The sequence below is a fragment of the Roseobacter sp. OBYS 0001 genome, assembly GCF_019654895.1.
Classification (GTDB): Bacteria; Pseudomonadota; Alphaproteobacteria; order Rhodobacterales; family Rhodobacteraceae; genus Roseobacter; species Roseobacter litoralis.
This window is the reverse complement of sequence record NZ_BPES01000003.1, coordinates 396108-421485: the sequence shown is the minus strand read 5'-3', so window position 1 is coordinate 421485 and position 25378 is coordinate 396108. Positions and strand designations below refer to the sequence as shown.

The 25378-nt window shown below is 57.3% G+C and carries 28 protein-coding genes and 1 tRNA gene; 7 read left to right on the top strand and 22 right to left on the bottom strand.

The genetic code is table 11. The features are described 5' to 3' along the window. Nucleotides 1–29: 29 nt before the first annotated feature. The 3 genes from K5Q35_RS09795 to K5Q35_RS09785 are packed head-to-tail and all read right to left on the bottom strand — an operon-like array spanning nt 30 to nt 3815. Nucleotides 30–407, bottom strand: coding sequence for an RNA-binding S4 domain-containing protein (locus K5Q35_RS09795; protein ID WP_220799417.1), 378 nt, complete (start codon nt 405–407; stop codon nt 30–32). Next, nucleotides 408–3209 carry a helicase-related protein gene (locus tag K5Q35_RS09790; RefSeq protein WP_259650512.1) on the bottom strand — a complete coding sequence of 934 codons (2802 nt, stop codon included), beginning with the start codon at nt 3207–3209 and terminating at the stop codon, nt 408–410. Nucleotides 3210–3233: 24 nt separating this feature from the next. Further along, nucleotides 3234–3815, bottom strand: coding sequence for a tetratricopeptide repeat protein (locus tag K5Q35_RS09785; RefSeq protein ID WP_220799416.1), 582 nt, complete (start codon nt 3813–3815; stop codon nt 3234–3236). Between the two features lie 50 nt (nt 3816–3865). Here K5Q35_RS09785 and K5Q35_RS09780 point away from each other — a divergent pair, with 50 nt between their 5' ends. Genes K5Q35_RS09780 through K5Q35_RS09765 form a run of 4 tightly spaced genes read left to right on the top strand, consistent with a single transcriptional unit; the run spans nt 3866 to nt 7750 of the window. After that, a complete protein-coding gene (locus K5Q35_RS09780) occupies nt 3866–4156 on the top strand; it encodes an SCP2 sterol-binding domain-containing protein (RefSeq protein WP_013962770.1) in 291 nt (96 codons plus the stop codon). Continuing rightward, nucleotides 4156–5103 (top strand): alpha/beta fold hydrolase, encoded by a 948-nt coding sequence (locus K5Q35_RS09775; RefSeq protein ID WP_220799415.1) that lies wholly within the window; start codon nt 4156–4158, stop codon nt 5101–5103. The genes K5Q35_RS09780 and K5Q35_RS09775 overlap by 1 nt, the downstream gene beginning before the upstream one ends. A gap of 38 nt (nt 5104–5141) precedes the next feature. Further along, nucleotides 5142–6155: a ligase-associated DNA damage response exonuclease gene (locus tag K5Q35_RS09770; RefSeq protein ID WP_220799414.1), complete on the top strand. Its 1014-nt coding sequence runs from the start codon at nt 5142–5144 to the stop codon at nt 6153–6155. Further along, nucleotides 6152–7750, top strand: a complete 1599-nt coding sequence (locus K5Q35_RS09765) for an ATP-dependent DNA ligase (RefSeq protein WP_220799413.1) — start codon at nt 6152–6154, stop codon at nt 7748–7750. The genes K5Q35_RS09770 and K5Q35_RS09765 overlap by 4 nt, the downstream gene beginning before the upstream one ends. A gap of 106 nt (nt 7751–7856) precedes the next feature. Here K5Q35_RS09765 and K5Q35_RS09760 read toward each other — a convergent pair whose 3' ends face one another. Beyond that, nucleotides 7857–8750 carry a hypothetical protein gene (locus tag K5Q35_RS09760; protein WP_220799412.1) on the bottom strand — a complete coding sequence of 298 codons (894 nt, stop codon included), beginning with the start codon at nt 8748–8750 and terminating at the stop codon, nt 7857–7859. Between the two features lie 207 nt (nt 8751–8957). On the opposite strand from K5Q35_RS09760, the gene K5Q35_RS09755 reads away from it, so the two are divergent. Continuing rightward, nucleotides 8958–10778 carry a M3 family oligoendopeptidase gene (locus tag K5Q35_RS09755; protein WP_220799411.1) on the top strand — a complete coding sequence of 607 codons (1821 nt, stop codon included), beginning with the start codon at nt 8958–8960 and terminating at the stop codon, nt 10776–10778. Between the two features lie 160 nt (nt 10779–10938). Here K5Q35_RS09755 and rpoH read toward each other — a convergent pair whose 3' ends face one another. Beyond that, nucleotides 10939–11835 (bottom strand): RNA polymerase sigma factor RpoH, encoded by an 897-nt coding sequence (rpoH, locus tag K5Q35_RS09750; RefSeq protein ID WP_013962776.1) that lies wholly within the window; start codon nt 11833–11835, stop codon nt 10939–10941. Between the two features lie 175 nt (nt 11836–12010). Then, a complete protein-coding gene (locus tag K5Q35_RS09745) occupies nt 12011–13039 on the bottom strand; it encodes an RluA family pseudouridine synthase (RefSeq protein WP_220799410.1) in 1029 nt (342 codons plus the stop codon). On the opposite strand from K5Q35_RS09745, the gene K5Q35_RS09740 reads away from it, so the two are divergent. After that, a complete protein-coding gene (locus tag K5Q35_RS09740; protein ID WP_220799409.1) occupies nt 13038–13346 on the top strand; it encodes a DUF6476 family protein in 309 nt (102 codons plus the stop codon). The two genes, K5Q35_RS09745 and K5Q35_RS09740, sit on opposite strands and share 2 nt — an antisense overlap. A 10-nt stretch (nt 13347–13356) precedes the next feature. On the opposite strand, the gene K5Q35_RS09735 is transcribed toward K5Q35_RS09740, so the two are convergent. The 3 genes from K5Q35_RS09735 to K5Q35_RS09725 form a co-directional block, all read right to left on the bottom strand. Further along, nucleotides 13357–14364 (bottom strand): AraC family transcriptional regulator, encoded by a 1008-nt coding sequence (locus K5Q35_RS09735; RefSeq protein ID WP_259650511.1) that lies wholly within the window; start codon nt 14362–14364, stop codon nt 13357–13359. Nucleotides 14365–14480: 116 nt separating this feature from the next. After that, nucleotides 14481–14557, bottom strand: a tRNA-His gene (locus K5Q35_RS09730). A gap of 43 nt (nt 14558–14600) precedes the next feature. After that, entirely contained in the window at nt 14601–15083 is a 483-nt protein-coding gene (locus K5Q35_RS09725; protein ID WP_220799407.1) for a GNAT family N-acetyltransferase, read from the bottom strand. A 79-nt stretch (nt 15084–15162) separates the two neighbouring features. On the opposite strand from K5Q35_RS09725, the gene K5Q35_RS09720 reads away from it, so the two are divergent. Next, on the top strand, nt 15163–15348 hold the full coding sequence (locus tag K5Q35_RS09720; RefSeq protein ID WP_013962781.1) for a DUF6324 family protein: 186 nt from the start codon (nt 15163–15165) through the stop codon (nt 15346–15348). Nucleotides 15349–15359: 11 nt separating this feature from the next. Here K5Q35_RS09720 and K5Q35_RS09715 read toward each other — a convergent pair whose 3' ends face one another. From K5Q35_RS09715 to rpoD, 13 genes are all read right to left on the bottom strand, one after another. Next, nucleotides 15360–15818 carry an MmcB family DNA repair protein gene (locus K5Q35_RS09715; RefSeq protein WP_013962782.1) on the bottom strand — a complete coding sequence of 153 codons (459 nt, stop codon included), beginning with the start codon at nt 15816–15818 and terminating at the stop codon, nt 15360–15362. A gap of 530 nt (nt 15819–16348) precedes the next feature. After that, entirely contained in the window at nt 16349–16603 is a 255-nt protein-coding gene (locus K5Q35_RS09710; protein WP_013962783.1) for a hypothetical protein, read from the bottom strand. Nucleotides 16604–16657: 54 nt separating this feature from the next. Then, the gene (nusB, locus tag K5Q35_RS09705) at nt 16658–17140 is read right to left on the bottom strand and encodes a transcription antitermination factor NusB (RefSeq protein WP_013962784.1); all 483 of its coding nucleotides are present in this window, start codon (nt 17138–17140) and stop codon (nt 16658–16660) included. Next, the gene (locus K5Q35_RS09700; protein WP_013962785.1) at nt 17137–17688 is read right to left on the bottom strand and encodes a 6,7-dimethyl-8-ribityllumazine synthase; all 552 of its coding nucleotides are present in this window, start codon (nt 17686–17688) and stop codon (nt 17137–17139) included. The genes nusB and K5Q35_RS09700 overlap by 4 nt, the downstream gene beginning before the upstream one ends. Nucleotides 17689–17691: 3 nt before the next feature. Further along, nucleotides 17692–18816: a 3,4-dihydroxy-2-butanone-4-phosphate synthase gene (ribB, locus tag K5Q35_RS09695; protein WP_013962786.1), complete on the bottom strand. Its 1125-nt coding sequence runs from the start codon at nt 18814–18816 to the stop codon at nt 17692–17694. Nucleotides 18817–18886: 70 nt separating this feature from the next. Continuing rightward, nucleotides 18887–19480 carry a riboflavin synthase gene (locus K5Q35_RS09690; RefSeq protein WP_013962787.1) on the bottom strand — a complete coding sequence of 198 codons (594 nt, stop codon included), beginning with the start codon at nt 19478–19480 and terminating at the stop codon, nt 18887–18889. A 139-nt stretch (nt 19481–19619) separates the two neighbouring features. Continuing rightward, on the bottom strand, nt 19620–20720 hold the full coding sequence (ribD, locus tag K5Q35_RS09685; RefSeq protein ID WP_259650510.1) for a bifunctional diaminohydroxyphosphoribosylaminopyrimidine deaminase/5-amino-6-(5-phosphoribosylamino)uracil reductase RibD: 1101 nt from the start codon (nt 20718–20720) through the stop codon (nt 19620–19622). After that, complete coding sequence (gene nrdR / locus K5Q35_RS09680; RefSeq protein ID WP_011568035.1) at nt 20717–21184, bottom strand: transcriptional regulator NrdR; 468 nt, start codon at nt 21182–21184, stop codon at nt 20717–20719. The genes ribD and nrdR overlap by 4 nt, the downstream gene beginning before the upstream one ends. A gap of 134 nt (nt 21185–21318) precedes the next feature. Continuing rightward, nucleotides 21319–21738 carry a secondary thiamine-phosphate synthase enzyme YjbQ gene (locus K5Q35_RS09675; protein WP_220799406.1) on the bottom strand — a complete coding sequence of 140 codons (420 nt, stop codon included), beginning with the start codon at nt 21736–21738 and terminating at the stop codon, nt 21319–21321. A gap of 41 nt (nt 21739–21779) precedes the next feature. Further along, nucleotides 21780–22196, bottom strand: coding sequence for a hypothetical protein (locus K5Q35_RS09670; protein WP_220799457.1), 417 nt, complete (start codon nt 22194–22196; stop codon nt 21780–21782). Nucleotides 22197–22270: 74 nt separating this feature from the next. Beyond that, nucleotides 22271–22555 (bottom strand): HlyU family transcriptional regulator, encoded by a 285-nt coding sequence (locus tag K5Q35_RS09665; protein WP_013962791.1) that lies wholly within the window; start codon nt 22553–22555, stop codon nt 22271–22273. 76 nt (nt 22556–22631) lie between these two features. Then, nucleotides 22632–23084 (bottom strand): hypothetical protein, encoded by a 453-nt coding sequence (locus K5Q35_RS09660; protein ID WP_220799405.1) that lies wholly within the window; start codon nt 23082–23084, stop codon nt 22632–22634. Nucleotides 23085–23274: 190 nt separating this feature from the next. Further along, nucleotides 23275–25257 (bottom strand): RNA polymerase sigma factor RpoD, encoded by a 1983-nt coding sequence (gene rpoD / locus K5Q35_RS09655; RefSeq protein WP_013962793.1) that lies wholly within the window; start codon nt 25255–25257, stop codon nt 23275–23277. Nucleotides 25258–25378 lie beyond the last annotated feature (121 nt).

The window sequence follows — 25378 nt, the reverse complement described above, 5'->3', positions numbered from 1 at the left end:
CTAACCGCTTGCTAAATGACAGATTAGAATCATTCAAGAGACCGAGCACGAGAAAGATCAAGGGTGCGACGATCCTTCTTTGTGGGACGACCTTTTCCCTCAAAAGCTGGGTTGTTCGGTGTAACGTCCCGCCCTTTGCGCTCTGGCGGTGACAGGTCAGTGTAAAGCGCCTGTGCCTCAGGCGCAGGACCGCGACGTGAGCCCAATGCTTCAATCCGGATCACGCGGATATCGTCGCCCTGCGGAAAGGTCAGAACGTCGCCCGGAACGACCATATGGCTGCGTTTTTGCGTGCGCGTGCCGTTCACCCGCACCACACCGGAAGCAACCATCGCTGCGGCAAGCGAGCGGGTTTTGAAAAACCGCCCGTGCCACAACCATTTATCTATCCGCAGCTTGTCAGCCACTTATTTGTTGTCCTTAAGCCCCATAAGTGCGGCTGCAAACGGGTTGTCTGGGTCGATCTTTTTCTCAGGTTTTGGAGGACGCGCAGAGAAGTTTTGACCTGCTTTTGGTTTGTCACCCTGCGGCGCGCCCCGTTTGCCTTTGCGCCCCGGCTTGCCTTTGTTTTGTGCACCCGCACCAGCGCGCCTGTTTTGGGGAACCTGTGCCCGCGGCGCACGACCCCATGTAAAGGTGTAAAATACCTCTGTCTCAACCTCCGCGACGGCTTCCGGCTCTTTCGTCTCGGCAGGTTCAGTCGCCGGTGCGACGGCCTCTTCACCCTCTGCCTTGGTGACCGGGCTATCTTCGGCCGGCGCCTCTGGCACACCTGCTTCATCCGGCTCGGACGTCTCATCAGCTTGCGGTGCCACGACCTCGGTCGCCGCTTTTACTTTGGGTCGCTCGCCTTTTTCAGCCTTGTATCCAAGGCCCTGCATCAGATCGGCAAACTGTTCCAGCGTCATACCGGTGATCGACAGCATATCTGCTTTGGCTTCAAAACCCGACCGGGTGTTTTCCGCGCGCAGCATATCTGCAAGCCGCTCAAGCATATCAATGCGAATCGCCCGCTCACCTGCGTTTCTGTAGCCAGACATCGTGTCAGCACCCTCTGGTGCGTCTTTGTCGATGGGAATTGTAACAAGCCCCGGCGGTGGTGCTTCGGGAAACGCATCAATGCCTTTGGACAAAGACCACAACACCAGGCGCAAGCGCGTTGGCGCAGGCTTCAACAGCAAAGGCAGAAAAATCGTGAACTGACCAAACCGAATACCGTGTTTGCGCAGCGCGCCGCGGGCATCCTGATCCAAGGCCTTGACGTCGTCCGCGACCTGACCGCGGGGCAAAACACCAAGGGCTTCGACCATCTGAAACGCAAAACCACGTGCCAAACCCGAAAGGGTCTCATCCCGGCTGAGGTTCATCAGCGGCTCAAACAAGGCGGCAATCTTACGGTCCACAAAATGCTGCAGGCGTCGTTGTACCTTTTGCGCCACCTCCGGTCCCGCGACATCATCCACGAACACATCGACTTGCGGTTTCAGCGCATCAGACCCGGCGACCAGCTTGCCGACCGCATCCTTGCCCCACATCAGACCACCCTGTTCGGTGAAGTCTATTTCCGTGTCGGGCGCGTTGTAGAACCGATCCGCGCGCAGATGGAACTGCGGGGCCAAGGCCTGCAAGGCGGCTGTTTTAATTGTCTTTGCTTCAGCACCGGTTGTGCCTTTGTCCTGGCTGAACCGGAAACCTTCCAGTTTCCCTACGTATTCGCCTTCAACAGTTACTTCGCCGGTATTCGATACTTCTGCCACCATGGCTTCCTTCTGGCCGAGCCGGCGCAAGAGCACGGATGTGCGCCGGTCTACAAATCTTTGGGTCAGACGCTCGTGCAGCGCATCCGACAACCTGTCTTCTACAGAACGCGCCGCGTCGCGCCAATGGCTTTCGTCATCTGTCCAGCCTTTGCGCTGTGCGACATAGGTCCATGTGCGAATATACGCCAATCTTTTGGATAAAGCATCGATATCACCGTCCGTTCGGTCGATCCGTTCGATCTGGCGCGCCATCCAATCGTCCGGAATCTTACCCAATTGGTGCAGATAGCCAAAAATCTGCTCCAGAAGGGAGGCATGTTCGGCGCTGCTGATGCCGCGAAAGTCTGGGATTCGGCACACATCCCAAAGCAACCTAACCGACGGTCCGTCCGTACAACGCGCCATGATCTCGGCACTCTGCCCGAGGCTTTTGAGCGCGCTCAGATCGTCCGCCTCGCGCGCTTTGACAAGGATTTCGTCGTCAGGCGATGCTTCGAGCGTCTGGATCAACCTGTCGATTGAGCCGAATTGCAAAGCATGGTTGCGCCAGTTCAGCTTTTTCAGCGGGGTAAATCGGTGATCGGTAATCGCCTGCGCCACCCCATCATCGAGTGGCGAGGCATCACCCGTCACACCGAAGGTGCCGTTTTTCATGCCACGCCCGGCCCGTCCGGCAATCTGAGCCAATTCATTCGGCGCAAGTGGCCGCATCCTGCGACCATCGAATTTCGCCAATGAGGAAAACGCAACATGATCCACGTCGAGGTTCAGACCCATCCCGATGGCATCTGTGGCCACCAGATAATCGACCTCACCATTTTGGTACATGTCCACCTGCGCATTGCGCGTGCGCGGGCTCAGCGCGCCCATGACCACGGCTGCCCCACCTTTCTGGCGGCGGATCAGTTCCGCGATGGCATATACATTCTCAACCGAAAACCCGACGATTGCACTGCGGGGCTTCATCCTGCTTATCTTTTTCGGACCGATATATGTTAACGTCGACATGCGTTCGCGCTGGATAAAGTCCGCGTTGGGCACGAGTGCGCGGATCGGCCCGCGCATCGTATCAGCACCCAAAAACAGCGTTTCATGCAGACCCCGCGCGCGCAGCAACCGGTCGGTAAAAACATGCCCCCGCTCCGGGTCGGCGCATAGTTGGATTTCATCAACGGCAAGAAAATCGCACCCCATGCCGTCGGGCATGGCTTCGACTGTGCAAACCCAATATTGCGCCCGCGGGGGCACGATGCGCTCTTCTCCGGTGACCAATGCTACGACTGACGGCCCGCGCGCAGCAACGCAGCGATCATAGACCTCGCGGGCCAGCAGTCTGAGCGGCAATCCGATGACACCAGTTCTGTGGCCCAACATACGCTCGATCGCATATGTCGTTTTGCCTGTATTGGTCGGGCCTAAAACGGCCACGACCCTTTTGTCACCTGTCACGGCGTTTCCCTTGCTCAAACTTGACTAGAGTGTCTGCCCCAGTCCCTGCACGGCCAATTGTTCTTTCGCTGCTTTCGCGCGTTCGTGATGCGGGTTCAATTCGAGCACGCGATCAAAAGCGGTTGCCGACCGCTCAAGATCGCCGAATTCACGCAACATGACCCCAAGGCCAAATATTGCGTTGAAGTTATTTGGGTTTAGCAAAAGCGCCTTATGCAGTGCATCAAGGGCCGGGCCATATAGTCCAGCGCGATAAAGGGCTGTTGCGCGGGCGTGCCAACCTTCGGCAAATTCAGGTGCATGATCGGTCAGTGCCGACAAATGCTCCACCGCGCGGGCGTTATCTTCGGCTTCCAAAGCCTCGCGGCCCCGTTTAAGCAATAAGTCCATCGCAGCCGACCCGGATTGATCCCATATCAGCGCAAGTTCACGTTCCAAACGGTTCGCATCCGATTCCGGCGCGGTCTGTAATTGCTGCAAAAGGTCGGTTTCGCTGGTCTGTGCCTTAGCTGGTGCTAAAAACAAAGGGACGACAAAAAGTGCCGTAACGATCAATTTGAGAATCTGTGCGTGCGTAGCCATAACGTGGGACAATGTAACAGCCATGCAGGCCAATTCCAGAGCTTGTGGGCAGATAAGGCAAAAGGGTCTTGAAAATGAGCGATATTGTGAACGGTGCCGTTGAGCGGCTGAATGAAAAACTGGCAGGTTCCGAGTTTACCGGCACCGCAAAGTTCGACATCACCGGTGAAGGTGCCATCATTGTCGATGGATCGGGCGCACGCGCGGGCGATGAGGACACGGATGTGACGCTCACCGCCGATGCAGACACATTTCAGTCAATCCTCGCCGGTGAAACAGACCCGACCGGGGCTTTCATGACCGGCAAGCTGACCGTCGACGGTGATATGGCAATGGCGATGCAACTCGCGGCTGCTTTGGGCTGATGACACTTCATCCCGCCCCGTATTATGGCGACATAGCGCATGGCCCCGAAGACGCTGCGGCGTATTGGGTGACGACATCTGATGATGTCCGTATCCGTGTGGGTCATTGGCCCATACACGCGGCCAAAGGCACTGTGCTGATTTTTCCGGGGCGGACTGAATACATCGAAAAATACGGACAGATTGCCAAGGCGCTCGGCGAACGCGGTCTGGCGAGCATTTCGGTAGACTGGCGTGGACAGGGCCTCGCGGACCGGCTGCTCGATGATCCGGTAATTGGTCACGTGGATCATTTTTCCGATTACCAGAAGGATGTCGCCGCCATGATGCGGGCGGCACGCGAACTGGAATTGCCGCGTCCATTTTTCCTGCTTGCGCATTCTATGGGCGGAGCGATTGGGTTGCGCGCCGCGATGGAAGGGCTGGCCGTGCGTGCTGTCGTGTTCAGCGGCCCGATGTGGGGCATCAAGATCGCGCCCCACCTCAAGCCTGCCGCGTGGGTTCTCAGCCATACCATGCCACGCATCGGTCAGGGCCACAGGCTGCCACCGGGGACGAAGATGGAACACCACGTGCTGACCGACGGGTTCGAAGACAACGTGCTGACCCGCGATCCGGCGCAATTTGAAATCATGCGACAGCAGCTTTTAACCCACCCCGAACTGACACTGGGTGGCCCAAGTTACGTCTGGCTGCGTGAGGCACTGCTGGAAACGCGCCATTTGTCGAGCCGGGCAGCGCCGAACGTGCCCTGCCTTACCTTGATGGGCAGCAACGAACGCATCGTCGACATTTCTGCCATTCATACCCGGATGCAAAGTTGGAAGCGCGGACATCTTGAGATCGTACCGGATGCCGAGCATGAAGTTCTCATGGAAGGCCCGCAGGTGACCGCCGGTTTGTTTGACCAGATGGTTGACCTGTTTCTGGAAGAGGGCGGTGTTTAATCGCTGGGCATTGGGCAATCTGTCGCTAGGTTAAACCCATGTCCAACACACCGGTTCTTTCCTTTACCGACAGGGGTATCTACTGCGCAGCAGGGGATTTCTATATCGATCCATGGCGACCGGTTGAGCGTGCGCTCATCACGCATGGCCATGCAGATCACGCGCGCAGTGGTCATCGCCACTATCTGGCGACCGAGCAGGCGCTTCCGGTCATGAAACACCGGCTCAGTGACATCACCTGTCAGAGTATCCGCTACGGTGAGGTGCAGCAAATCGGCGCGGCCGAGGTATCCTTTCATCCCGCAGGCCACGTTCCCGGTTCCGCGCAGATCAAAGTCAGCGTCGCGGGCGAAATCTGGGTCGCATCCGGCGATTACAAGATTGAAGATGACGGTTTGTCCGAACCGTTCGAGCCGCAGCGCTGTCACCATTTTATCACGGAATCGACCTTTGGCCTGCCGGTTTTTCGCTGGCGGCCCCAGCCCGATATCGCGCAGGACATCAATGCATGGTGGCAAGGATGCGCCGCCGCGGGCAAGACCGCTTTTCTGGGGGCCTATGCGCTTGGCAAGGCGCAGCGGCTGTTGCGCATGCTGGACCCTTCCATCGGCCCGATCCTGACCCATGGCGCGGTTGAGGCAACGAACGCGGTTCTGCGCGGACAGGGCATCGTGCTACCGCAGACAACCCAACTGACGAAAGACACAGACCCCAAGGCGAACCGCGGCGCGCTGGTCGTGGCCCCGCCGTCAGCTTTGGGCAGCACATGGGCCAAGCGGTTTGGCCCCAGTGAAAGCGCTTTTGCGAGCGGGTGGATGCAGTTGCGCGGCGTGCGCCGCCGCCGGTCCGGGGATCGCGGTTTTGTCATCTCGGATCATGCCGATTGGGACGGGCTGTTGAGTGCGATCAAGGCCACAGGGGCTGAAAACATCTATGTCACGCACGGCTATACGGATGTTTTCGCGCGCTATCTCAGCGAAAACGGATGGCATGCGCAGGTGGTTCCAACCGAGTTTGGCGGTGAGAGCGACGAAAGCGAGGCAGAATCGTGAAAGAGTTTGCAGCGCTTTTCAATGCGATTGACCAAAGCACCAAGACCACCGTCAAAACGGCGGCACTGGCGGCATATTTTGCCAAGGCCCCGAAAGAGGACCGGTTGTGGACAATCGCCATCTTTTCAGGTCGCAGACCGAAACGGGCGGTCACCACCACCAAGCTGCGCGAATGGGCGGCTGAAATGGCCGACATCCCCTTGTGGCTTTTCGAGGAAAGTTATCCGATCGTCGGCGATCTTGCCGAAACGATCGCCCTGGTTTTACCCGACACGACCAGCACGAACGACACATCCCTATCTGATTGGATCACCGCATTACGCGCTCTGTCAGAGGCAGACGACGCACAGCGCAAAGCCTTCGTGCGCGATGCATGGGCAGAGCTTGGCGGCACAGAGCGTTTTGTGTTCAACAAGCTGATCACCGGCGGTTTTCGCGTTGGGATCAGTCAAAAGCTGATGACGCGCGCGCTCTCAAAGGCCACGGGCAAGCCTGAAACCGAGCTGGCGCATCGCCTGATGGGCAACTGGCATCCGGATGACACCACGTGGGACGCCCTGATCGAGGCAGACGACCCGATGGCGGATGCCTCGCGTCCCTACCCTTTCTATTTGTCCTATGGGTTGGAGGGGCCGGTTGAAGACCTCGGCGCACCGTCGGAATGGGTCGCGGAATGGAAATGGGACGGCATTCGCGGTCAGCTGATCCTGCGCGACGGGCAGTACTTCGTGTGGTCGCGCGGCGAGGAGTTGATGACGGACCGCTTTCCCGAACTGGCGCAGGCGGTCGACTTTTTCCCGGCAGGCACCGTGCTGGATGGCGAATTGCTGGTCTGGGAGGAAGGTGCCGAAGCGCCGTCCAGTTTCAATGCGCTGCAAAAACGGATCGGGCGCAAAACGGTGCCGAAAAAGCTGCTCGCTGAAGCGCCCGTCGTGCTCCACGCCTATGATGTGCTGGAATGGCAGGGCACGGATATCCGCCAACGTCCCTTCGCAGAACGGCGCGCGATCCTGCAAGACGCCTGCACGGCCCTGCCCGCAACAGCGCCGATAAAACTATCCCCCCAGCTCTCATTTCAAGACTGGGACAGTCTCGCGCAACATCGCGGTGCTGCGCGCGATGCACAGGCCGAAGGGGTGATGCTGAAACGCGCCGACAGCCCCTATCTCGTGGGACGCAAAAAGGGGGACTGGTGGAAATGGAAACTTGATCCGCTGACCATTGATGCCGTGATGATCTATGCGCAGGCCGGACATGGGCGACGCGCGAACCTCTTTACCGATTTCACCTTTGCCGTGCGCCATGGCAATGACCTCGTGCCATTCACCAAAGCCTATTCCGGTCTGACGGATGCCGAATTCCGCGCCATTACCGCATGGGTGCGTAAAAACACGCTCCAGCGTTTTGGCCCGGTGCGACAAGTGACGCCGCACCATGTCTTTGAAATCGCCTTTGAGGGTATTCAGGCCAGCCCGCGCCATAAATCCGGCGTGGCGCTGCGCTTCCCGCGCATGGCGCGGTGGCGACAGGATAAGCCCCTGCAAGAGGCCAACACGCTGGATGACCTCAAGCAGATGCTTGAACTATATGGCTGAGCCCTAGTGCGTCTGACGAAATACCCGAAACATCAAGTATCACGTAACGCGTTGAAATCTTTGATTTCAGGCAGCGTTACGTGATTCAGGTTTTTCGCATGACGCTTTAGTTGCAGGCACCCTCCAGCCCGACCATGCCGTTGCCAACGCCGGTGACGGTCACATTGCAGGTCTGATCGCCTGCCGCGACTTCAATCGAGGCGCCGGAATTAACCACTTGCGTGTCGATCCCATTGACCGCGATCCGCGCCGACTTGCCATCCTGTGCAAGGCTGGACACGAAGACCCGCAAAGCGCCATCAGACAAAAGCGCAACGGAACCTGGTGTATAGCCCTCTTCGGGGGCTGGCGGCACGTCAGCGGCTGCCATCTCGGACATGCCACAATCCGAGCCGACCTCAACGCCCGCGTCACTTAACCCAACCACCGACACCGCGCAGTCGCCACTTTCGAGGGATACGGAAGTCGATGCCCCGGCATCCAGCGTTACCATCTCTCCGTTAACGCTCAGCTTGGCGTAATTCGCCTCAGCGTCAAAGGAAGACACAAAGGCCCTGACCGCGCCTTCGGCAAAGACTGCCGTCTGCCCCACGCCTATGGCGTTCAGGCTGGGCATTTGTGTGTCGGCCTCGGGTGCGGCGACAGGGGCCACAGCCGCCGCTGCCAAATCGGCCAGCGCTGCTTCGAACGCACCGGCCTGTGCTGCCGCGGATTCGGACAGGGCAGCCAATTGCGCCCCAAAGCTTTCTTCGAGCGCGGCAAACCGGGCCTCTGCTTCCTCAGAGGCTGCCGCTGCGCCATCGCTCAGGCGCGCCTCAAGCTCAGCGAGCTGGGCGGACATGGCCTCTGTTGCATCCGTCACGGCGCTGCTGGTGGTTCCTTCAGCACGCTGCAGCGCGCCGGATATTTTCGTATCCACGCGCGAGCCACTGATCGCCACGGCAAGCAATACGCCAATGACCATACCCCCGGCGGCGATCGCAATCGGTTGATTACTCATGAGTGTTTCTCCCTTCTGTTATAAAACAGGTACCGGAACGGTCCTGCCTTTTGTTTTTCCCGACCATAGTTTACCGAATTCGCGCCACGTTTCTATATTTTTCGTGAGGTTGCGTGGCTGTGTGTACCCGCAGATAATCGCATCTGTTTGCTTGTACCCTGCCCTGCTGCAGCCTAGGTATTACAGGAATTCAAAACGAGGTCTCTCATGTTTCAACTTCCCTTTCCGGTGCGCGATGCAAATGCTTCAGGCGCGGCTGATCCGCTGGGCGATCTGCCCGAGTGGAATCTCGATGATCTCTATACCGGCGAGGATGCGCCCGAGCTGAAACGCGATCTCGACTGGCTGGAACAGGCCTGTGCCAGCTTTGCCGCCGATTACGAAGGCAATCTGGAAAGCCTCGACGCTGCTGGCTTTCTGGAGTGCGTGTTGCGCAACGAAAAAATCAGCCAGATCGCCGGGCGTATCATGTCCTACGCCGGGCTGCGGTATTACCAGCTGACCACGGATGCCGGACGGGCCAAATTCATGTCCGACCTGCAGGAAAAGATCACCAATTTCACCACGCCGCTGGTGTTCTTCACGCTGGAAATCAACCGGCTTGCGGATGATCACCTTGACCGTCTTTATGCGCAAAACGGCGATCTTGCGCGCTATAAACCCATCTTTGACCGCATCCGCGCGATGAAGCCCTATCAACTCAGCGATGAGTTGGAAAAGTTCCTGCATGATCTGGGCGTGGTGGGCGATGCCTGGGAGCGGCTGTTTGATGAAACCATTGCCGGGCTGGAATTCGAAGTCGACGGCGAGGCGTTGAACATTGAGGGCGCACTGAATCTGCTGACCGACCCTGAGCGGCCCAAACGCGAAGCCGCCGCGCGCGAGCTGGCGGATGTCTTCGGCGCGAACGTCAAAACCTTTGCCCGCGTGCACAACACGCAGGCCAAGGAAAAAGAGATCGTAGACCGCTGGCGCGGCATGGAAAGCCCACAGCAAGGCCGCCATCTGAGCAATCAGGTTGAACCCGAAGTGGTCGAAGCGTTGCGCAACGCAGTGGTGAAATCCTATCCCAAACTCAGCCACCGCTATTACGAGCTCAAGCGCAAATGGCTGGGCCTCGACAAGATGCAGGTCTGGGATCGCAACGCGCCGCTGCCGCTTGAGGACAACCGCATTGTTGGCTGGGATCAGGCACAAAGCATGGTGATGGATGCCTATACCGCGTTTGATCCGCGCATGGGCGAGATCGCGGCACCGTTTTTCAGCAAGGGCTGGATCGACGCGGGTGTCAAACCCGGCAAGGCACCGGGTGCTTTTGCGCATCCGACGGTCACCGATGTGCACCCTTATGTCATGCTGAACTACCTCGGCAAACCGCGCGATGTGATGACACTCGCGCATGAGCTAGGGCACGGTGTCCATCAGGTTCTGGCCGCCGGACAAGGGGAGATGCTGTCTTCCACGCCGCTCACGCTGGCGGAAACGGCCAGCGTGTTTGGCGAAATGCTCACCTTCCGCAAAATGCTGGACGGAGCCAAGGACGACGCAGAACGCAAAGTCCTGCTGGCGGGAAAAGTCGAGGATATGATCAACACGGTCGTGCGCCAGATCGCGTTTTACGATTTCGAATGCAAACTGCATGATGCGCGGCGCGGCGGCGAGTTGACCCCCGATGACATCAACGCGTTGTGGATGTCCGTGCAGGGCGAAAGCCTTGGACCGGCGTTTGAGTTTATGGATGGGTACGAAACCTTTTGGGCCTATATCCCGCATTTCGTGCATTCGCCGTTCTACGTCTATGCCTACGCCTTTGGCGACGGGCTCGTGAATGCGCTCTATTCCGTTTACGCGGAAGGCACCGAAGGGTTTGAGGAAAAATACTTCGACATGCTGAAGGCTGGCGGCTCAAAACACCACAAGGAATTGCTGGCGCCTTTCGGCCTCGATGCCTCGGACCCTGCGTTCTGGGACAAGGGGTTGAGCATGATTTCAGGATTCATCGACGAACTGGAAGCGATGGAAGAGTAACGACCCAATGCTTCACGCCCGGTTCCTGCAATCAGGAACCGGGCGTGCAAGGCAGGTGATTGATTTTCCCGGCTGATCTTTCGGCGTGGTGACCCGGGCACCGCAGGGTTCATGCGGAAACTGGCGTCGTATGCGCCGGTTCCCTAACGTTTTCACATGATCAGGCCGAAACCGGCATGCCCTTTTCCTTGGCCAGATCACGCATCTTCTTTTGCAGCTTTTCAAACGCGCGCACTTCAATCTGACGGATACGTTCGCGGCTGACGTTATATTCGGCACTGAGGTCTTCGAGCGTCACCGTTTTCTCTGACAGCCTGCGCTGTTGCAGAATGTCTTTTTCACGGTCATTCAGAACACTCATCGCGTCCGCCAACAGCTCGCGCCGTGCTTCCAGCTCATCACGCGCCTCATAATCACCGGCCTGATCGGCACCCTCGTCTTCGAGCCAATCCTGCCACTGCATCGTCCCCTCGCCCTCGGACCCGACAGTCGCATTGAGAGAGGCATCGCCCCCCGACATGCGCCGGTTCATCGAAATCACTTCGGTCTCGGTTACACCAAGGTCCTTTGCGATGCGCGCAACGTTATCCGGGTGCAAGTCGCCTTCTTCCAACGCGCCGATCTTGTTTTTGGCTTTGCGCAGATTGAAAAATAGCTTCTTTTGACCTGAGGTCGTGCCCAGTTTCACCAGCGACCAGGACCGCAAGATGTATTCCTGAATGGACGCGCGGATCCACCACATCGCATATGTGGCCAGCCGGAAACCTTTTTCGGGGTCAAACCGTTTCACCGCCTGCATCAGGCCGACATTCGCCTCGGAAATCACTTCGGCCTGCGGCAACCCATAGCCACGGTAGCCCATTGCGATTTTCGCGGCCAGACGCAGGTGGGATGTGACCATTTTATGGGCCGCCTCCGTATCCTGTTCTTCGACCCATCGCTTTGCCAGCATGTATTCTTCTTGCGGCTCAAGCAGCGGGAACTTGCGAATTTCCTGCATGTAGCGGTTCAAGCCGCCTTCCGGCGTTGGCGCCGGCAGATTTGCGTAGTTGGCCATTTAAAGCCCCCCGATGTTTATTGTCTTAACATAAATATGGTATCTAAACTGATCGGTTCAAGTCTCGATCGGCAGAAAACCTTAACGAAAAACAACTTCGTTTCGTCAGTCTACGCATAAATCGCGACAGTTAAAACTTGGCAAAAGCGGCGTTCACGCGGGTTTGCTTTTCATGTCAGTGAGCGCGCAAGATACCCAGCAATTGGGCCATATCATCGGGCAAAGCCGCCTCAAACCGAAGGTGTTCCCCCGAAACAGGGTGCTCAAAGCCAAGAACCTCTGCATGCAGGGCCTGCCTTTTGAAACACTTCACCGCCTCCAGCGTCGCATCGGGGAGCGATTTGGCTGGCAGTTTGCGTTTACCGCCGTAGGTCGGATCGCCCACCAATGCATGGCCCGCATGCGCCATATGAACTCTGATCTGATGCGTACGCCCTGTCTCCAGCCAACACTCCATCAAAGTGAGCACGGGCGGCGTGCCATATCTCTCAACGCTGCGCGCGCGTGTTACCGCATGCCGTCCGCCCTGAAATAAAACTGCCTGTCGTTGCCGATCGGTTTTATGGCGCGCCAGTTGTGTTGTCATTTTCAGGATGTTCCCGGCCTCGAACCGTGCCCCTTTGACCCCACGCAGGCGTGGATCATTTGCGTCGGGTGCCCCGTAGACGAGACAGTTGTAATACCGCTCGACCGTATGGGCTTGGAACTGCGCCGCCAGCCCGTGATGCGCGGCATCGGATTTCGCAACTACCAAGAGACCGCTGGTATCTTTGTCGATCCGGTGCACGATACCGGGGCGCTTGAGACCGCCGACACCGGATAGGTCGTCCCCACAATGGGCCAGCAGTGCATTTACCAACGTGCCAGACGGAGTGCCCGGTGCGGGGTGGACGACCATCCCAGCGGGCTTGTTGACGACAATCAGATCGGCATCCTCGTGGATAATGTCGAGCGGTATGTCTTCGGGCAAAATATGACTGTCCTGCGCTTCCTGCACATGGATGGTAACCTGAGCACCCGCCTCAATACGCGCCTTGGGGTTGTGCTGGACAACACCATCGACCCAGACGCCGCCCTCATCAATCAAACGTGCAAGTCTTGTGCGCGAAAGTGCCGCCTCCACTGGCACATCGCGCGCCAGCGCTTTATCAAGACGCAGTGGCGGCGCTTCGTCGATCACGAATTGGATTTGACGCACGGACATGATGACCCCTGAACTCACCCCCGACAGGGAGCCTGAAGAACCCGCAAACCTCAAGTTTTTGCGGCGTTTGGTGACGGTATTGACCGCCACGATGATTGCAGGCGTTCTACTGATCGTTGGGCTGATTGTCATCCGCTTCTATGATGTACCGCCGGTTTTACCTCAGAACGTGTCTTTGCCGGACGGGGCACAGGCCGTGTCTTTCACACAAGGTCCCGACTGGTACGCAATTGTGACGGATGACAATCGCATCTTGATTTATGATCGGATCACCGGTGCGCTTAAGCAAACCGTTACAATTGACTGAGGCCTGCCGCTCAGCTGCTTGTTTGACGGTACTCTCTGGGTGACAATCCCGTTTCGCGCTTGAAGGCTGTCGAGAAAGACGCGGAAGAACCATATCCGAGCCGCCAGCTGATCTCACCGATCTGCGACGTACTCTCGCGCAATTCACGCGCGGCGACCCGCAAACGAACGTGGTTCAATATGCCCGAATAACTTGTTTCGGCCTCGTTCAACCGGCGCGCCAGCGTACGCTCGGACAGACCCAGCGCATTTGCGATATCGCTGATCTTGGGCACTTCCTTTGCCAGCCCCGCCTCAATCAACACTTCGACTTTCTCTGCGGTGCTTGCTTCAGGGTGCGAAACCTGCGCCTCGATCGCTTTCGCCTGATCCAGCAGTAAGGCAAGCAGCACTTCATCGTTGGACACCATACACGCGTCCAGAATCGCAGGCGACATCGACATCTCGATATGATCGGCACCAAACTCCACCACACACCCCATGCGAGATCGCACCTCCGACCCGATGGGCGGCCTGTGATAAGAAAAGCTGATCGTATCCGGATAGAATGCGCGCTTAGTGAAAGCGCGGATTTGCGCCGTGACACCTGCGTAGATCATTTCCGTGTGACGCGGGAACTCCAAAAGCTTGGCATCGGAGAGCACAAGCCTGAGGTTTGCTGAGTTTCCGCTTTCATCCAGCACGAAATCCATCCCGGGTCTGACTGTGTGCAAATGATCTATTGCGAGGTTCAGCCCTTGCCGGAGCGTGCTTGAGTGTTCGGCAAGATATGCCGGCAAAGTCCCGGCGGAGCCATAGGTCAGGCCACAAGAAAATCCGAAATCGATATCACGCACAACACGGCTTGCCTCCTCGACGAATGCAGCTTCCTGATGTGTGGTGATCACTTCGGTACGTTTTGCCGTCAAGGGATCCGGCATACCAAGATCATCCGCAATTTGGCGGACCGCATCTACAGATGCCTGATGGCGCAATCGCAGTGCCGCATGGCTGGCCAGCGCGAGATTAGGACCGATCATCTTCATACGCCGAAGGAATACACTTTGCCCGGCGTTGCGCAAGATCGGGCGGTACGGTTGGGTATTCCGCACACGAAAACGATAATAATCGTTCGGTCACATGAAGCGGTTTAAGGTGGTACCACCTCCCCGGCTTGAACGGGGGACCTCCTGATCCACAATCAGGCGCTCTAACCAACTGAGCTAAGGCGGCACTGCGCTGGATTTAGCTGCCGCGCCTGCGAATTGCAAGAGGGTTAAAAGGGGTAGGTGTAAGTCTCAACGATCAATTCCTGCCCGAACGATCGCACTGGTTTGGTCTCAATGCACTGCCATCCCTGTGCTTTGTACAAAGCGCAGGCGGCTTTATGGCTTTGGTGGGTCCAAAGCCGCATACCTGAATAGCCATGCTCTTGTGCGAATTGCATGCAATGACGCAACATGCGCAGGCCCAGCCCCTTGCCGCGTGCCTCCGGAACCAGCAGGAACAAGCGCAGTTGCGCCGTCTCCTCATCCAAACGCACGCAAAAAATCGAGCCCAGCCGCAATCCGTTCTCTTCTGCAATCCACCCCCGCTCATATCGCGGGTCATGGCTTGCCAGAAAATCGTCCAGCACCTGCTGGACCAAATCACCAAAGCTGTCGTCAAATCCGTCCGTCTGCGCGTAGATCGTACGGTGTTCAGCCACCAGCCATTCCCGGTCTTCCGGCCTGACTTTTCTGAGAATCAGGTTTTTCATATCCCCAGATGACACCCCCTATACTTGCGTTGCAAGGCTGTACGCGCTAGCCATGCCGCAATATGTAAAGGAGGCTGCGATGGGCATTGATACCGAACGGGACATTGAGGCGAACCTGCAAATCGGCCCGACAAATCAAGGCATGGTGCGCATCTTCGTGGAAGCTGATGGCGCTGAGATTCCAATGGATTTTACGCCAGATGACGCCGAAGAAATTGCTGAGGAAATCGTGGCTGCCGCCAACCGGGCGCGGGCGGTGAAGTAAGCCCGCAGCGATCAGGGCCCCGCCAATTGCATGTCCGGATCGCGTAAATTATGCAGCCGGCGCGCTGCGGTTGTCGCAAATTTCTGAACAAGCTGTTTTCGTCGTGCTGGTACCAGCTTGTGTTCAGGACCCATGCGCATGATTTCTCCGCCATAAGGGTCCGCAATGATCAGACCGGATGTATCGGGCAGAAGCTCGGTCGGAAAATCTGTGTCTACCGCCCAGAAAAAACGATCACACCACGCGAGGTATCCTTGCCATTTGTGATCCGAAAGGAAATCGGCGCGGCTGGATTTACACTCCACAATCCAGATCTCGCTTTTTCCGCCAAGCGCCATGACGTCGACGCGCAGGCCGCGCGACGGTACGAGTTCTTCAATCGTGACCAGTCCGTGGCTTGCCAGTAGACGCGACACGCCGCGCGCCAGCAGCTGCCCACGCGATAAAACACATGTGTTTTCGACATCCATACCGGAAATATGAACAAAATAAGAACACCGCGCAACAGTAATATCGCGTAATGCGCCGCTTGCCCTTGTTCTCGGGGCAAGCCCGGCCTAGATGGTAAGGTGTGACGGGTGCTGCTTCTCTCGTGACTGGTTACGTTCCAGTGGCCTTAAGCAAATCCGAGGGAGCTGGCTCTGTCCTGGCCTTGGCCTGGTTACCTGGCGCCCACCTGTACATACAGGTCCTCGGGAATATAAAACCAAAACGGTTACTGCGGGCCCGTCACACCCGCATCAATCAACCGACAAACAGAAATCAACGGCGGCGCAGTTGGTCCTTTTTACGCTCCACGCGCACAGGAATAAGAAGTTCCTGTTGTTGAGGTTGTGCAAACAAAGACCGAAAGAACGATATGATGGCGTCAAACATTACTGCTCTCCTTTGATCATAAGATGGCATTTGGAAAAAAAATGTCCAGTGCCTAGGCCACAGGATATGGCGATTAAAGCGATCTTAGGCAGTATTTCTTAATATTTCGCCACAAAAGAGTGATCTAGCGGCTGCTTTCATCCAGTTCGGATGGATCAACGCGCACCATCTGCGACAATGCCCAGGCAAATTGAACGCCGGAAAAGACGATTCCATTCAGGATCCAGAACGCAACGGTGGCCAAAACACCGATATCGGATGTGCCGACCAGATGGCGCAGGTTTGCAACATTGAAGGCAAGGATCAACGCCACAAAGGCCAGCGAAATGCCAAAGCCGTTCAGGGCACTCATCAGGTAGAGTTTGAAAACACGTGGCATGACTGTCGCTCCTTCAGAGCAGAAACGTAGCCCCCTAGACGGCCCCGGCAAGCCTCAAAAGGCGTCGGGTCGGGCCTCGCGTGCCATGTGATCCAGCACACCGTTGACCAGTTTCGGCTCTTTTCCGTCCTCAAAAAATGCGCGCGCAACATCGACATACTCGGAAATCACAACCTTTGGCGGCGTGTCTTTACCATTCAATTCGGCGCCAGCCGCGCGAAACAGGGCGCGCAAGGTCGGATCAATGCGCCCCAAAGGCCATTTGGCCACCAATGCACGGTCGGTCATCTGATCTATCGGGGCCTGAAAGTTCACTGCCCCCTCGATGACCGTATCAAACAGGTCGACATCACCATCCAACATCTCTTGCCCGTCGTATGTCTCACCGAAGCGGTGCTCGAGAAATTCCCGCCGCACGATTTCAATGGTCTGGCCTGAATGCTCCATCTGAAACAGCGCCTGCACCGCATAAAGGCGCGCGGCAGATTTCATTTTGCGGCGCTGATTGCCCGACAGGTTACCGTGAAACGCGCTCATACCGTGTCAGTTCCGTCTATATCGCCGGCCATTTGGATCGTTTGCCCCAGCGGCTTGAAGCCAATGCCCTTGCTCTCGGAGGACCACTTACGCGCCAGTGCGATCAGATGCAACGCCGCAGCAGCCGCCCCGCCACCTTTGTTTTGACCGGAGACATCTGCGCGTGCTTCGGCCTGCGCGCGCGTTTCAACTGTCAGGATGCCATTGCCAATGCACAGCCCCTGCAGCCCCAAAAGCTGCAACGCACGGCTGCTGTCATTGCACACCGTCTCATAATGGGTTGTCTCGCCACGGATCACACAACCCAAAGCCACATAGCCATCGAAATTGCTGCGCCGGTCCGCCATGCCAATTGCCGTCGGCACCTCAAGCGCGCCGGGCATTTCCGCCACTTCCCAAGACCCGCCAGCCGCTTCAATCTCGGCTTTGGCCCCTGCCACCAGGCTATCCGCGATGTCCTTGTAATAGGGTGCGACCACGATCAGAATCTTCACCGGCTTTTCGAATGTCGGACGCGGCAAGACGTAATGCTGTTCTTGAGCAGCCATGGTTCAGTCCTTTGTAATCGGACGGGTGCCGATGATGGAAAGGTTATACGCTTCAAGCCCGAGGTATTTCGTCTGCGGGCTGTCGGTCAGCAGGATAAGTTCGTGCAGCCCCATGGTCGACATGATCTGCGCGCCGACCCCTGTGCGTTTGATCGTGCGGGGCCCATCCTCGTCATCGTCGTCCAGACGCAGTTTCGGGTGCGGTTCGCGAAACAGCAAGACCGCACCACGCCCTTCCTCAGCGATGATCTGCATGGCGCGGGGCAGCTCATCCGCCGGGCTGGGACCAAGGCCCAGAACGTCTTCCAGCGCGTTCAGAGCATGGGTGCGCACCAGCACCGGTTCCGGTGTCGAAATATCACCCTTGGACAGCATGACATGATCGGTGCCGGTCATCTCATCCGAGAAAATCCGCATACACCACTCACCGCCAAAAACGGAACTGACCATCCGCTCATCCCGCAGGCGCAGCAAGTTGTCGTGCTTGTGGCGATAGGCGATCAGATCGCTGATCGTGCCGATCTTCAGGTCGTGTTCCTGCGCAAAGCTCACAAGATCGGGCAAACGCGCCATTTCGCCATCCGGCTTCATGATCTCGCAGATCACGCCAGAGGGATGCAGCCCGGCCAAGCGGCTGATATCAACCGCGGCTTCGGTATGCCCGGCCCGCGCCAGCACCCCGCCCGCACGTGCACGCAACGGAAAGATATGACCCGGCGTTGCAATATCTGCCTGACCCTTGTCCTCATCAATGGCGATGGCGACCGTCAGCGCCCGGTCTGGGGCCGAAATGCCGGTGCTGACACCTTCGCGCGCCTCGATCGATACGGTAAAAGCCGTCTCATGGCGCGACGAATTGTTGACCGCCATCATCGGCAGACCCAAGGTATCGATACGCTCGGACGTCATCGGCAGACAAATCAGCCCACGGCCATGGGTGGCCATGAAGTTGATCACCTGTGCATCCGCAAATTGCGCAGGGATCACCAGATCGCCTTCATTCTCACGGTCTTCATGATCGACCAGAATGAACATCCGACCGTGACGCGCATCCTCAATGATCGCTTCGATGGGTGAGATGCTGTCGCGCAACTCACGCTCAATTGGGCCGGATGTTTCAAATGTCATAGCAAGAACGCCTCTTTGTCTGGGAGAGGCTCATAGACCAAGCCAGAAGGCTTGACCAGCCGCCCCCGGTTCAATGCGCAGGCATTTCCGCAAGGCGCGCGACGTAACGGGCCAGCGTGTCGATTTCGAGGTTCACGGCGTCCCCAACGCTGACCCCACCCCATGTCGTAACTTCTTTCGTATGGGGGATGAAGTTGATTCCGAAGTCCCTGCCGTCGACCTCGTTCACCGTTAAAGAGGTCCCGTTGAGGGCCACCGACCCTTTCGGTGCGATGAACCGTGCCAGTGCCTCAGGTGCGCGCAATGTCACCCGCGTGCTATCGCCCTCATCCATCACCGCGACGACTTCGGCAACACCGTCCACATGCCCCGACACGATATGACCGCCCAACTCATCCCCCACACGCAAGGCACGTTCGAGATTGACGTGACCGCCGACCGCCCAATGGGTGAGGTTCGTCTTGCTCACGGTCTCGGCGCTGATCTGCACATCATACCAATCCGGCCCGAGATCAACCACGGTCAGGCAGACACCATCCGACGCGATGGAGGCCCCCATATCAATGCCGGACGTATCATAACCCGTGCGAATGCGCGCCCGCAGATCGCCCTCCTGTTTGAGGTCGATGATTGTGCCGATGTCGGTAATGATTCCCGTAAACATGAAAGCTCCGCCGTGCTGGTGTTTGTGATGACGTAGCGGGGAGACCCAAAGCTGACAAGCCCCTGCAGCGCGTCATGGCCTTATGGCTGCCGTTGATGCACCACGCAAAGCGTGGCAGAACCGTTCATCGCGACGCGTGTCAATCAGGCTGCGCGCGCTCCCAGATATGCATGATGTCTGAACCGATGCGCTGCGTGCTGCGCAGGCCATATCGCGGCGCGCGCGACAAATTGCTCAGCCCCAAAGCGCCAATCGACGGCAACCCCTCTGCCCCGATCGCCAGACCTGCGGTGAAGCCGATCAACTCATCCACGAGGTCGGCCTCGAACAGGGACGCCGCCAAGGCGCTGCCCCCTTCGCAAAAGATCCGCGTCAGACCATGCCCGGCCAGTTGGCGCATCACATCCGCAGGGTCCAATTGCCCACCCCGCGCCGCGCAGGGCAACAGAACTGCCCCCAAATCCTGCCAGGTTCGGATCAACTGCGGATCGGCGTCCTTGCCATGACATAAGATCACCGGCACCTCAGACGCCGTGCGGGCCAAGACCCCCATCAGCGACACATCGAGCCTGCGGCTGATCACAACACGCGCGGGTTGCCACGTGGTGCCGAGGTCCCGGACGGTCAGCGCCGGGTCATCCTTGCGCGCCGTACCCGCGCCCACCATCACCGCATCATGCCGCGCACGCAATGCATGCACCACGCGGCGCGCCTGCGGGCCTGTGATCCACTTGCTCTCGCCTGTGCCGGTTGCAATGCGCCCGTCAAAGCTGCCTGCAAGCTTGAGCGTCATGAAAGGGCGATCCAGTTCCACGCGCGCAAAAAAGCCCGCGTTGTCCCGGCGCGCCTGCGCTTCCAAAATGCCGGACTGAACATGGATGCCCGCCTGTTCCAAGGCGCGAAAACCAGCACCGTGCACCCTTGAGTCAGGGTCCCCGGTGGCCGCGAAAACCCGCGCAACGCCCGCCTTGACCAACGCCGCTGCGCAGGGTGGGGTCTTGCCGTGATGCGCGCAAGGCTCCAGCGTCACATAGACATCGGCACCGCGCGCCTGCGCCCCGGCTTGCGCCAGTGCCTGCGTCTCGGCATGCGGGCGGCCCCCCGGTTGGGTCCAGCCGCGCCCGACAATCCGGCCCTCTTTAACAATCACACAGCCCACAGCCGGGTTCGGCCAAACACGGCCCAACCCCCGCCGCCCCAACGACAGGGCCAGCGCCATGTAGCGGGACGCCTCGGTCACTCGTCGCCGGGAACGTCCGGGCGCAATTCGCTGACAAATTTGTCAAAGTCATCTGCCGCCTGAAAGTTCTTGTACACACTGGCAAAGCGCACATAGGCAACGGTATCGATCCGCGCGAGCGCTTCCATCACGATCTCACCGATTTGTTTGGAGCCGATATCGGTCTCGCCCATGCTTTCCAACCGGCGCACAATACCCGAGATCATTTGGTCGATACGCTCAGGATCAATGGGCCGTTTCTGCATCGAAATCCGGATGGACCGCTCAAGTTTATCACGGTCAAAATCTTCGCGTTTGCCGGTAGATTTGATGACCACCAGATCGCGCAGCTGCACACGTTCATAGGTGGTAAACCGCCCGCCACAGGCCGGGCAAAACCGGCGTCGCCTTATGGAGACATGGTCCTCCGCAGGACGGCTGTCTTTTACCTGAGTATCAATATTTCCGCAAAACGGGCAGCGCATCGGCCGTCCCCCTTATTCCAGTCTCTGCCTCTTGTTGTGGGATCACCGCCCCACTTATCCACAAGTATAGGCGAACGCCTAAGTTTTGGGTAGAGGCGAATTATCATCCCACATGTTGTGGCAAAAACCGTGTCTTATCGGTCAGCATTAAAGTGCGCGACCACCCGTCTGCGATGCGGACGGCAGCGGTGTTCCACCAGATAAATCCCCTGCCAAGTGCCCAGTTGAAGCCGCCCCGCCGAGACCGGAATAGACAGGCTCACCGGCATGATCGCCGCCTTGATGTGGGCAGGCATATCATCCGGGCCTTCGACCGTATGGATCAGGTAGGACATCTTTGCGTCATCCGCAGGTGGCACCAATCGGTTGAAAAAGGCCTGCAAATCGGTTTGCACGTCCGGATCTGCGTTCTCCTGTATCAACAGCGAGGCCGATGTGTGCTGCACGAGCAACGTTAACAGACCATCACCGCGGGGCCGGAGCCATGCAGCGACCTGATCGGTAAATTCGTAAAGCCCGGGCCCGTCTGTTTGAAATTCAAACTGTGTTTTCATCGCGCTTTTCATGTCCTGTTCGGTGGGAAAGAATAGGTTTCTCAGAAGCGACCGAAGACACCGTCCAACAAAGTGTCGCAGAAGTTATACGCATGGCTGATCGCAAGGTTTTCGTTGCCGCGTTTTACGGAAACGGAATAGGAGGATGGCGTGTTCTTCATCGCGTCATCCGGGCTGACCGTAAACATCACGCCCTTGGCACCGGCCGTTGTTTTAGAATCTCCAAGGGGATCAAGGATATAAAGCCGCTTTCGCACGCCATCCAAGCCAAACGCGCGGGCATAGTCCGAACCCGCGCACCAAAAGTCCTTGGCGCTTGACCTGCCGTCATCGATGACCTCAAAGCTGTTCTGGCTCACCGGGACGACATACAGCCAGTTTATCGCACGGTAGGGCTGTGCCCCAGCGGGCACGGAAAAAAATACACAGCATAGCCCTGTCAGAATAGCGCGAAGCATCACGATTTAACCCATTCCAATTTCTGTGCTGACGCTACACATCTGTCACAGAAAGGCCAATCGTCAGAGCGTTTCTAAGACCGAAAAATTCGCTCGCCCTGCTCGTCGATGACTTGTTTCGCTTTGCGAAAACTAGCCGCCTGTGCGTCTTCCAGCCCCTGAATCATATCTGAACGGATCAGCTTATGGCTGCACGTCTCACCGTCGATTTCTTTTTCTATGGTTGCGCAGACGCGATAGGACGGGCCTTCGGCCATTGGTGTGGCCGTGATCAGAAAGCCCTCATGGGTTTCAGTCGGGGCTTTGGCCTCAGACCCACCGCCACCGCTACCGCCGAATAGTTTTTTGAGAAATGACATGCGCGCTCCCCTTTTGGCTTTGCCCAAGCTTAACGTGGCGGCGGTGCAGGGAAAAGACTGATAACGGCGAACTGTGTCATTGCTGTTTGATCAACTCGATCTCGTCGTAGAAAACGCCCCACCGGTTGCCTGTGCCAGAAAGGCGGATCGTGTCACCGATTTCTACTGCATCCCAGACTGCGGTTGGCGGATGATGCAGCCCTCCGATCATCCAAGCATGACCTTCGAATCTGATAGTGTCCGGATGTTTTGACCCGCCTTCGCTCAGTTCCAATACTTTGAAGTTATGGGAAACAGCATCTCGGGAAACCAGGGTCGTAAGGATGGGTAGCCAAATAATGAAAATGAAAAGGTAAAAAACCCTAAGACAAAATGGACCAGCAACGTAAGCGAACGCTAACAAAAACGGCTTCCCAGTGACCGAAGGCGGGTCACTACTCTTTTTCTTTCGTTTCCATCGGCGTGCTTGAAATTCATCGTATTGCGTTGGATCATGAAAGAGCGCTAGAATTTGCAGGCCGCCAATCATGAATAGTAAGGGACCAGTGACCCATCAGATCGCAGCTAACCATTCATTGGATGCGACGAACTGTATTCTTGGGAAGAGATAAACCGTAACGAAGCCCGCAAAGCCTAGTACATACAGCCAAGATGCACTTCTCCAAGCCCACCGGACAACACGAACATCCGGCGAGTTTTCATCGAGTTCTGGGTGATCGCTACTGATCCAAGAAACTCCGCAGCTTGCGGCTTCGGCTCGGGTGTTTCAACTTCCGCAGCGCCTTCGCCTCGATCTGGCGGATGCGTTCGCGGGTCACGCTGAACTGCTGGCCGACCTCTTCGAGCGTGTGGTCGGTGTTCATGCCGATGCCGAAGCGCATGCGCAGCACGCGTTCCTCGCGCGGGGTAAGGGATGCAAGCACGCGGGTGGTAGTTTCCTTGAGGTTTTCCTGAATGGCGCTGTCCAAAGGCAGAACGGCATTCTTGTCTTCAATGAAGTCACCAAGCTGGCTGTCTTCCTCATCGCCAATCGGCGTCTCAAGGGAAATCGGTTCCTTGGCGATTTTCATCACCTTGCGCACTTTCTCAAGCGGCATCTGCAGCTTCTCGGCCAATTCCTCCGGTGTCGGTTCACGCCCGATCTCATGCAGCATCTGGCGACCCGTGCGCACCAGTTTGTTGATCGTCTCGATCATATGCACAGGAATACGGATTGTCCGCGCCTGATCCGCAATCGAGCGTGTGATCGCCTGACGAATCCACCATGTGGCATAGGTCGAGAACTTGTAGCCGCGCCGATATTCGAATTTATCAACGGCTTTCATCAGGCCGATGTTGCCTTCCTGAATAAGATCAAGGAATTGCAAGCCGCGGTTCGTGTATTTTTTGGCAATGGAAATGACGAGCCGCAGGTTGGCTTCGACCATTTCTTTCTTGGCCTGACGCGCTTCTTTCTCGCCCTTTTGCACCTGCTGCACGATCCGGCGGAATTCGGAGATATCAAGGCCCACATACTGACCAACCTGGGCCATATCCGTGCGCAGCTCTTCGACCTTGTCGCTGGAGCGTTCGATGAACATCTGCCAGCCGCGACCGGATTTTTCGGCCATCCGCTCCATCCAATTGGGATCAAGCTCATACCCACGGTATTCGTCGACGAACTCGCGCCGGTTGATACGGGCCTGATCCGCCAGTTTCACCATCGCAGAGTCGATTTGCATGATCCGACGGTTAATGCCGTAAAGCTGGTCGATAAGCGCTTCGATACGGTTGTTGTGCAGGTGCAATTCGTTGACCAACAGAACAATCTCTGAGCGCAGCTTTTGATACAAAGCCTCATCGCCTGCGTTAAAGCTGCCGTCTTCATTCAATGTCGCCGAAATCCGGCTATCCTGCATCTCGCTCAACTTGGTATAGTCGTCGGCAATGATGTCGAGCGCCTCAAGCACCTGCGGCTTCAACGCCGCCTCCATTGCCGCGAGGCTCATGTTGGCCTGTTCGTCTTCATCATCGTCGTCGTCATTGGCAATCGGATTGCCATCGGCATCAAGCTCCGGGCTCGCCTCTTCTTTTTGAGGGGCCGCCCCTTCTGTCGCGACAACCGGCTCGCCAACACTGACGTCTTCGTCCAACTGGTTGCCAAATGTCGCTTCGAGGTCGATCACATCGCGCAGCAGAATGTCCTCAGACAAGAGTTCGTCGCGCCAGATCGTAATCGCCTGAAAGGTCAGCGGGCTTTCACAAAGCCCTGAAATCATTGTATTCCGACCAGCTTCGATCCGCTTGGCAATCGCGATTTCGCCTTCGCGACTCAGCAGTTCAACCGACCCCATTTCGCGCAGGTACATGCGCACCGGATCATCCGTGCGGTCCAGTTTCTCGCTCGTGCCGGACCCAAGCGTGACTTCGCGGGTGCCTTCAGTGGTCGCCAGCTCGGTCGAGCCTTTGGCTTCTTCTTCTTCGGCGTCTTCGTCTTCGATGATGTTGATGCCCATTTCAGACAGCATCGACATCACATCTTCGATCTGTTCGGAGTTCACCTGATCGGGCGGCAGCACAGTGTTGAGCTGGTCGTAGGTGATGTAGCCTTTCTCGCGCGCCTCAGCGATCATCTTCTTGACCGCAGTCTGGCTCATATCAAGCGAATGTCCCGCATCCTGATCGTCTGGCTTTGCGTCGTCGTTGGTATCTTTGGCGGCCATGCGCTGCTCCTCACAGAATATGTTGATTCGCTTGCCCGAATCATAAGGGAATCATCTAGCGTTTTGGGTGATTCGACCACCCGTTAAGCACCACTATTTCACGCTTTACTCTTCAAATATG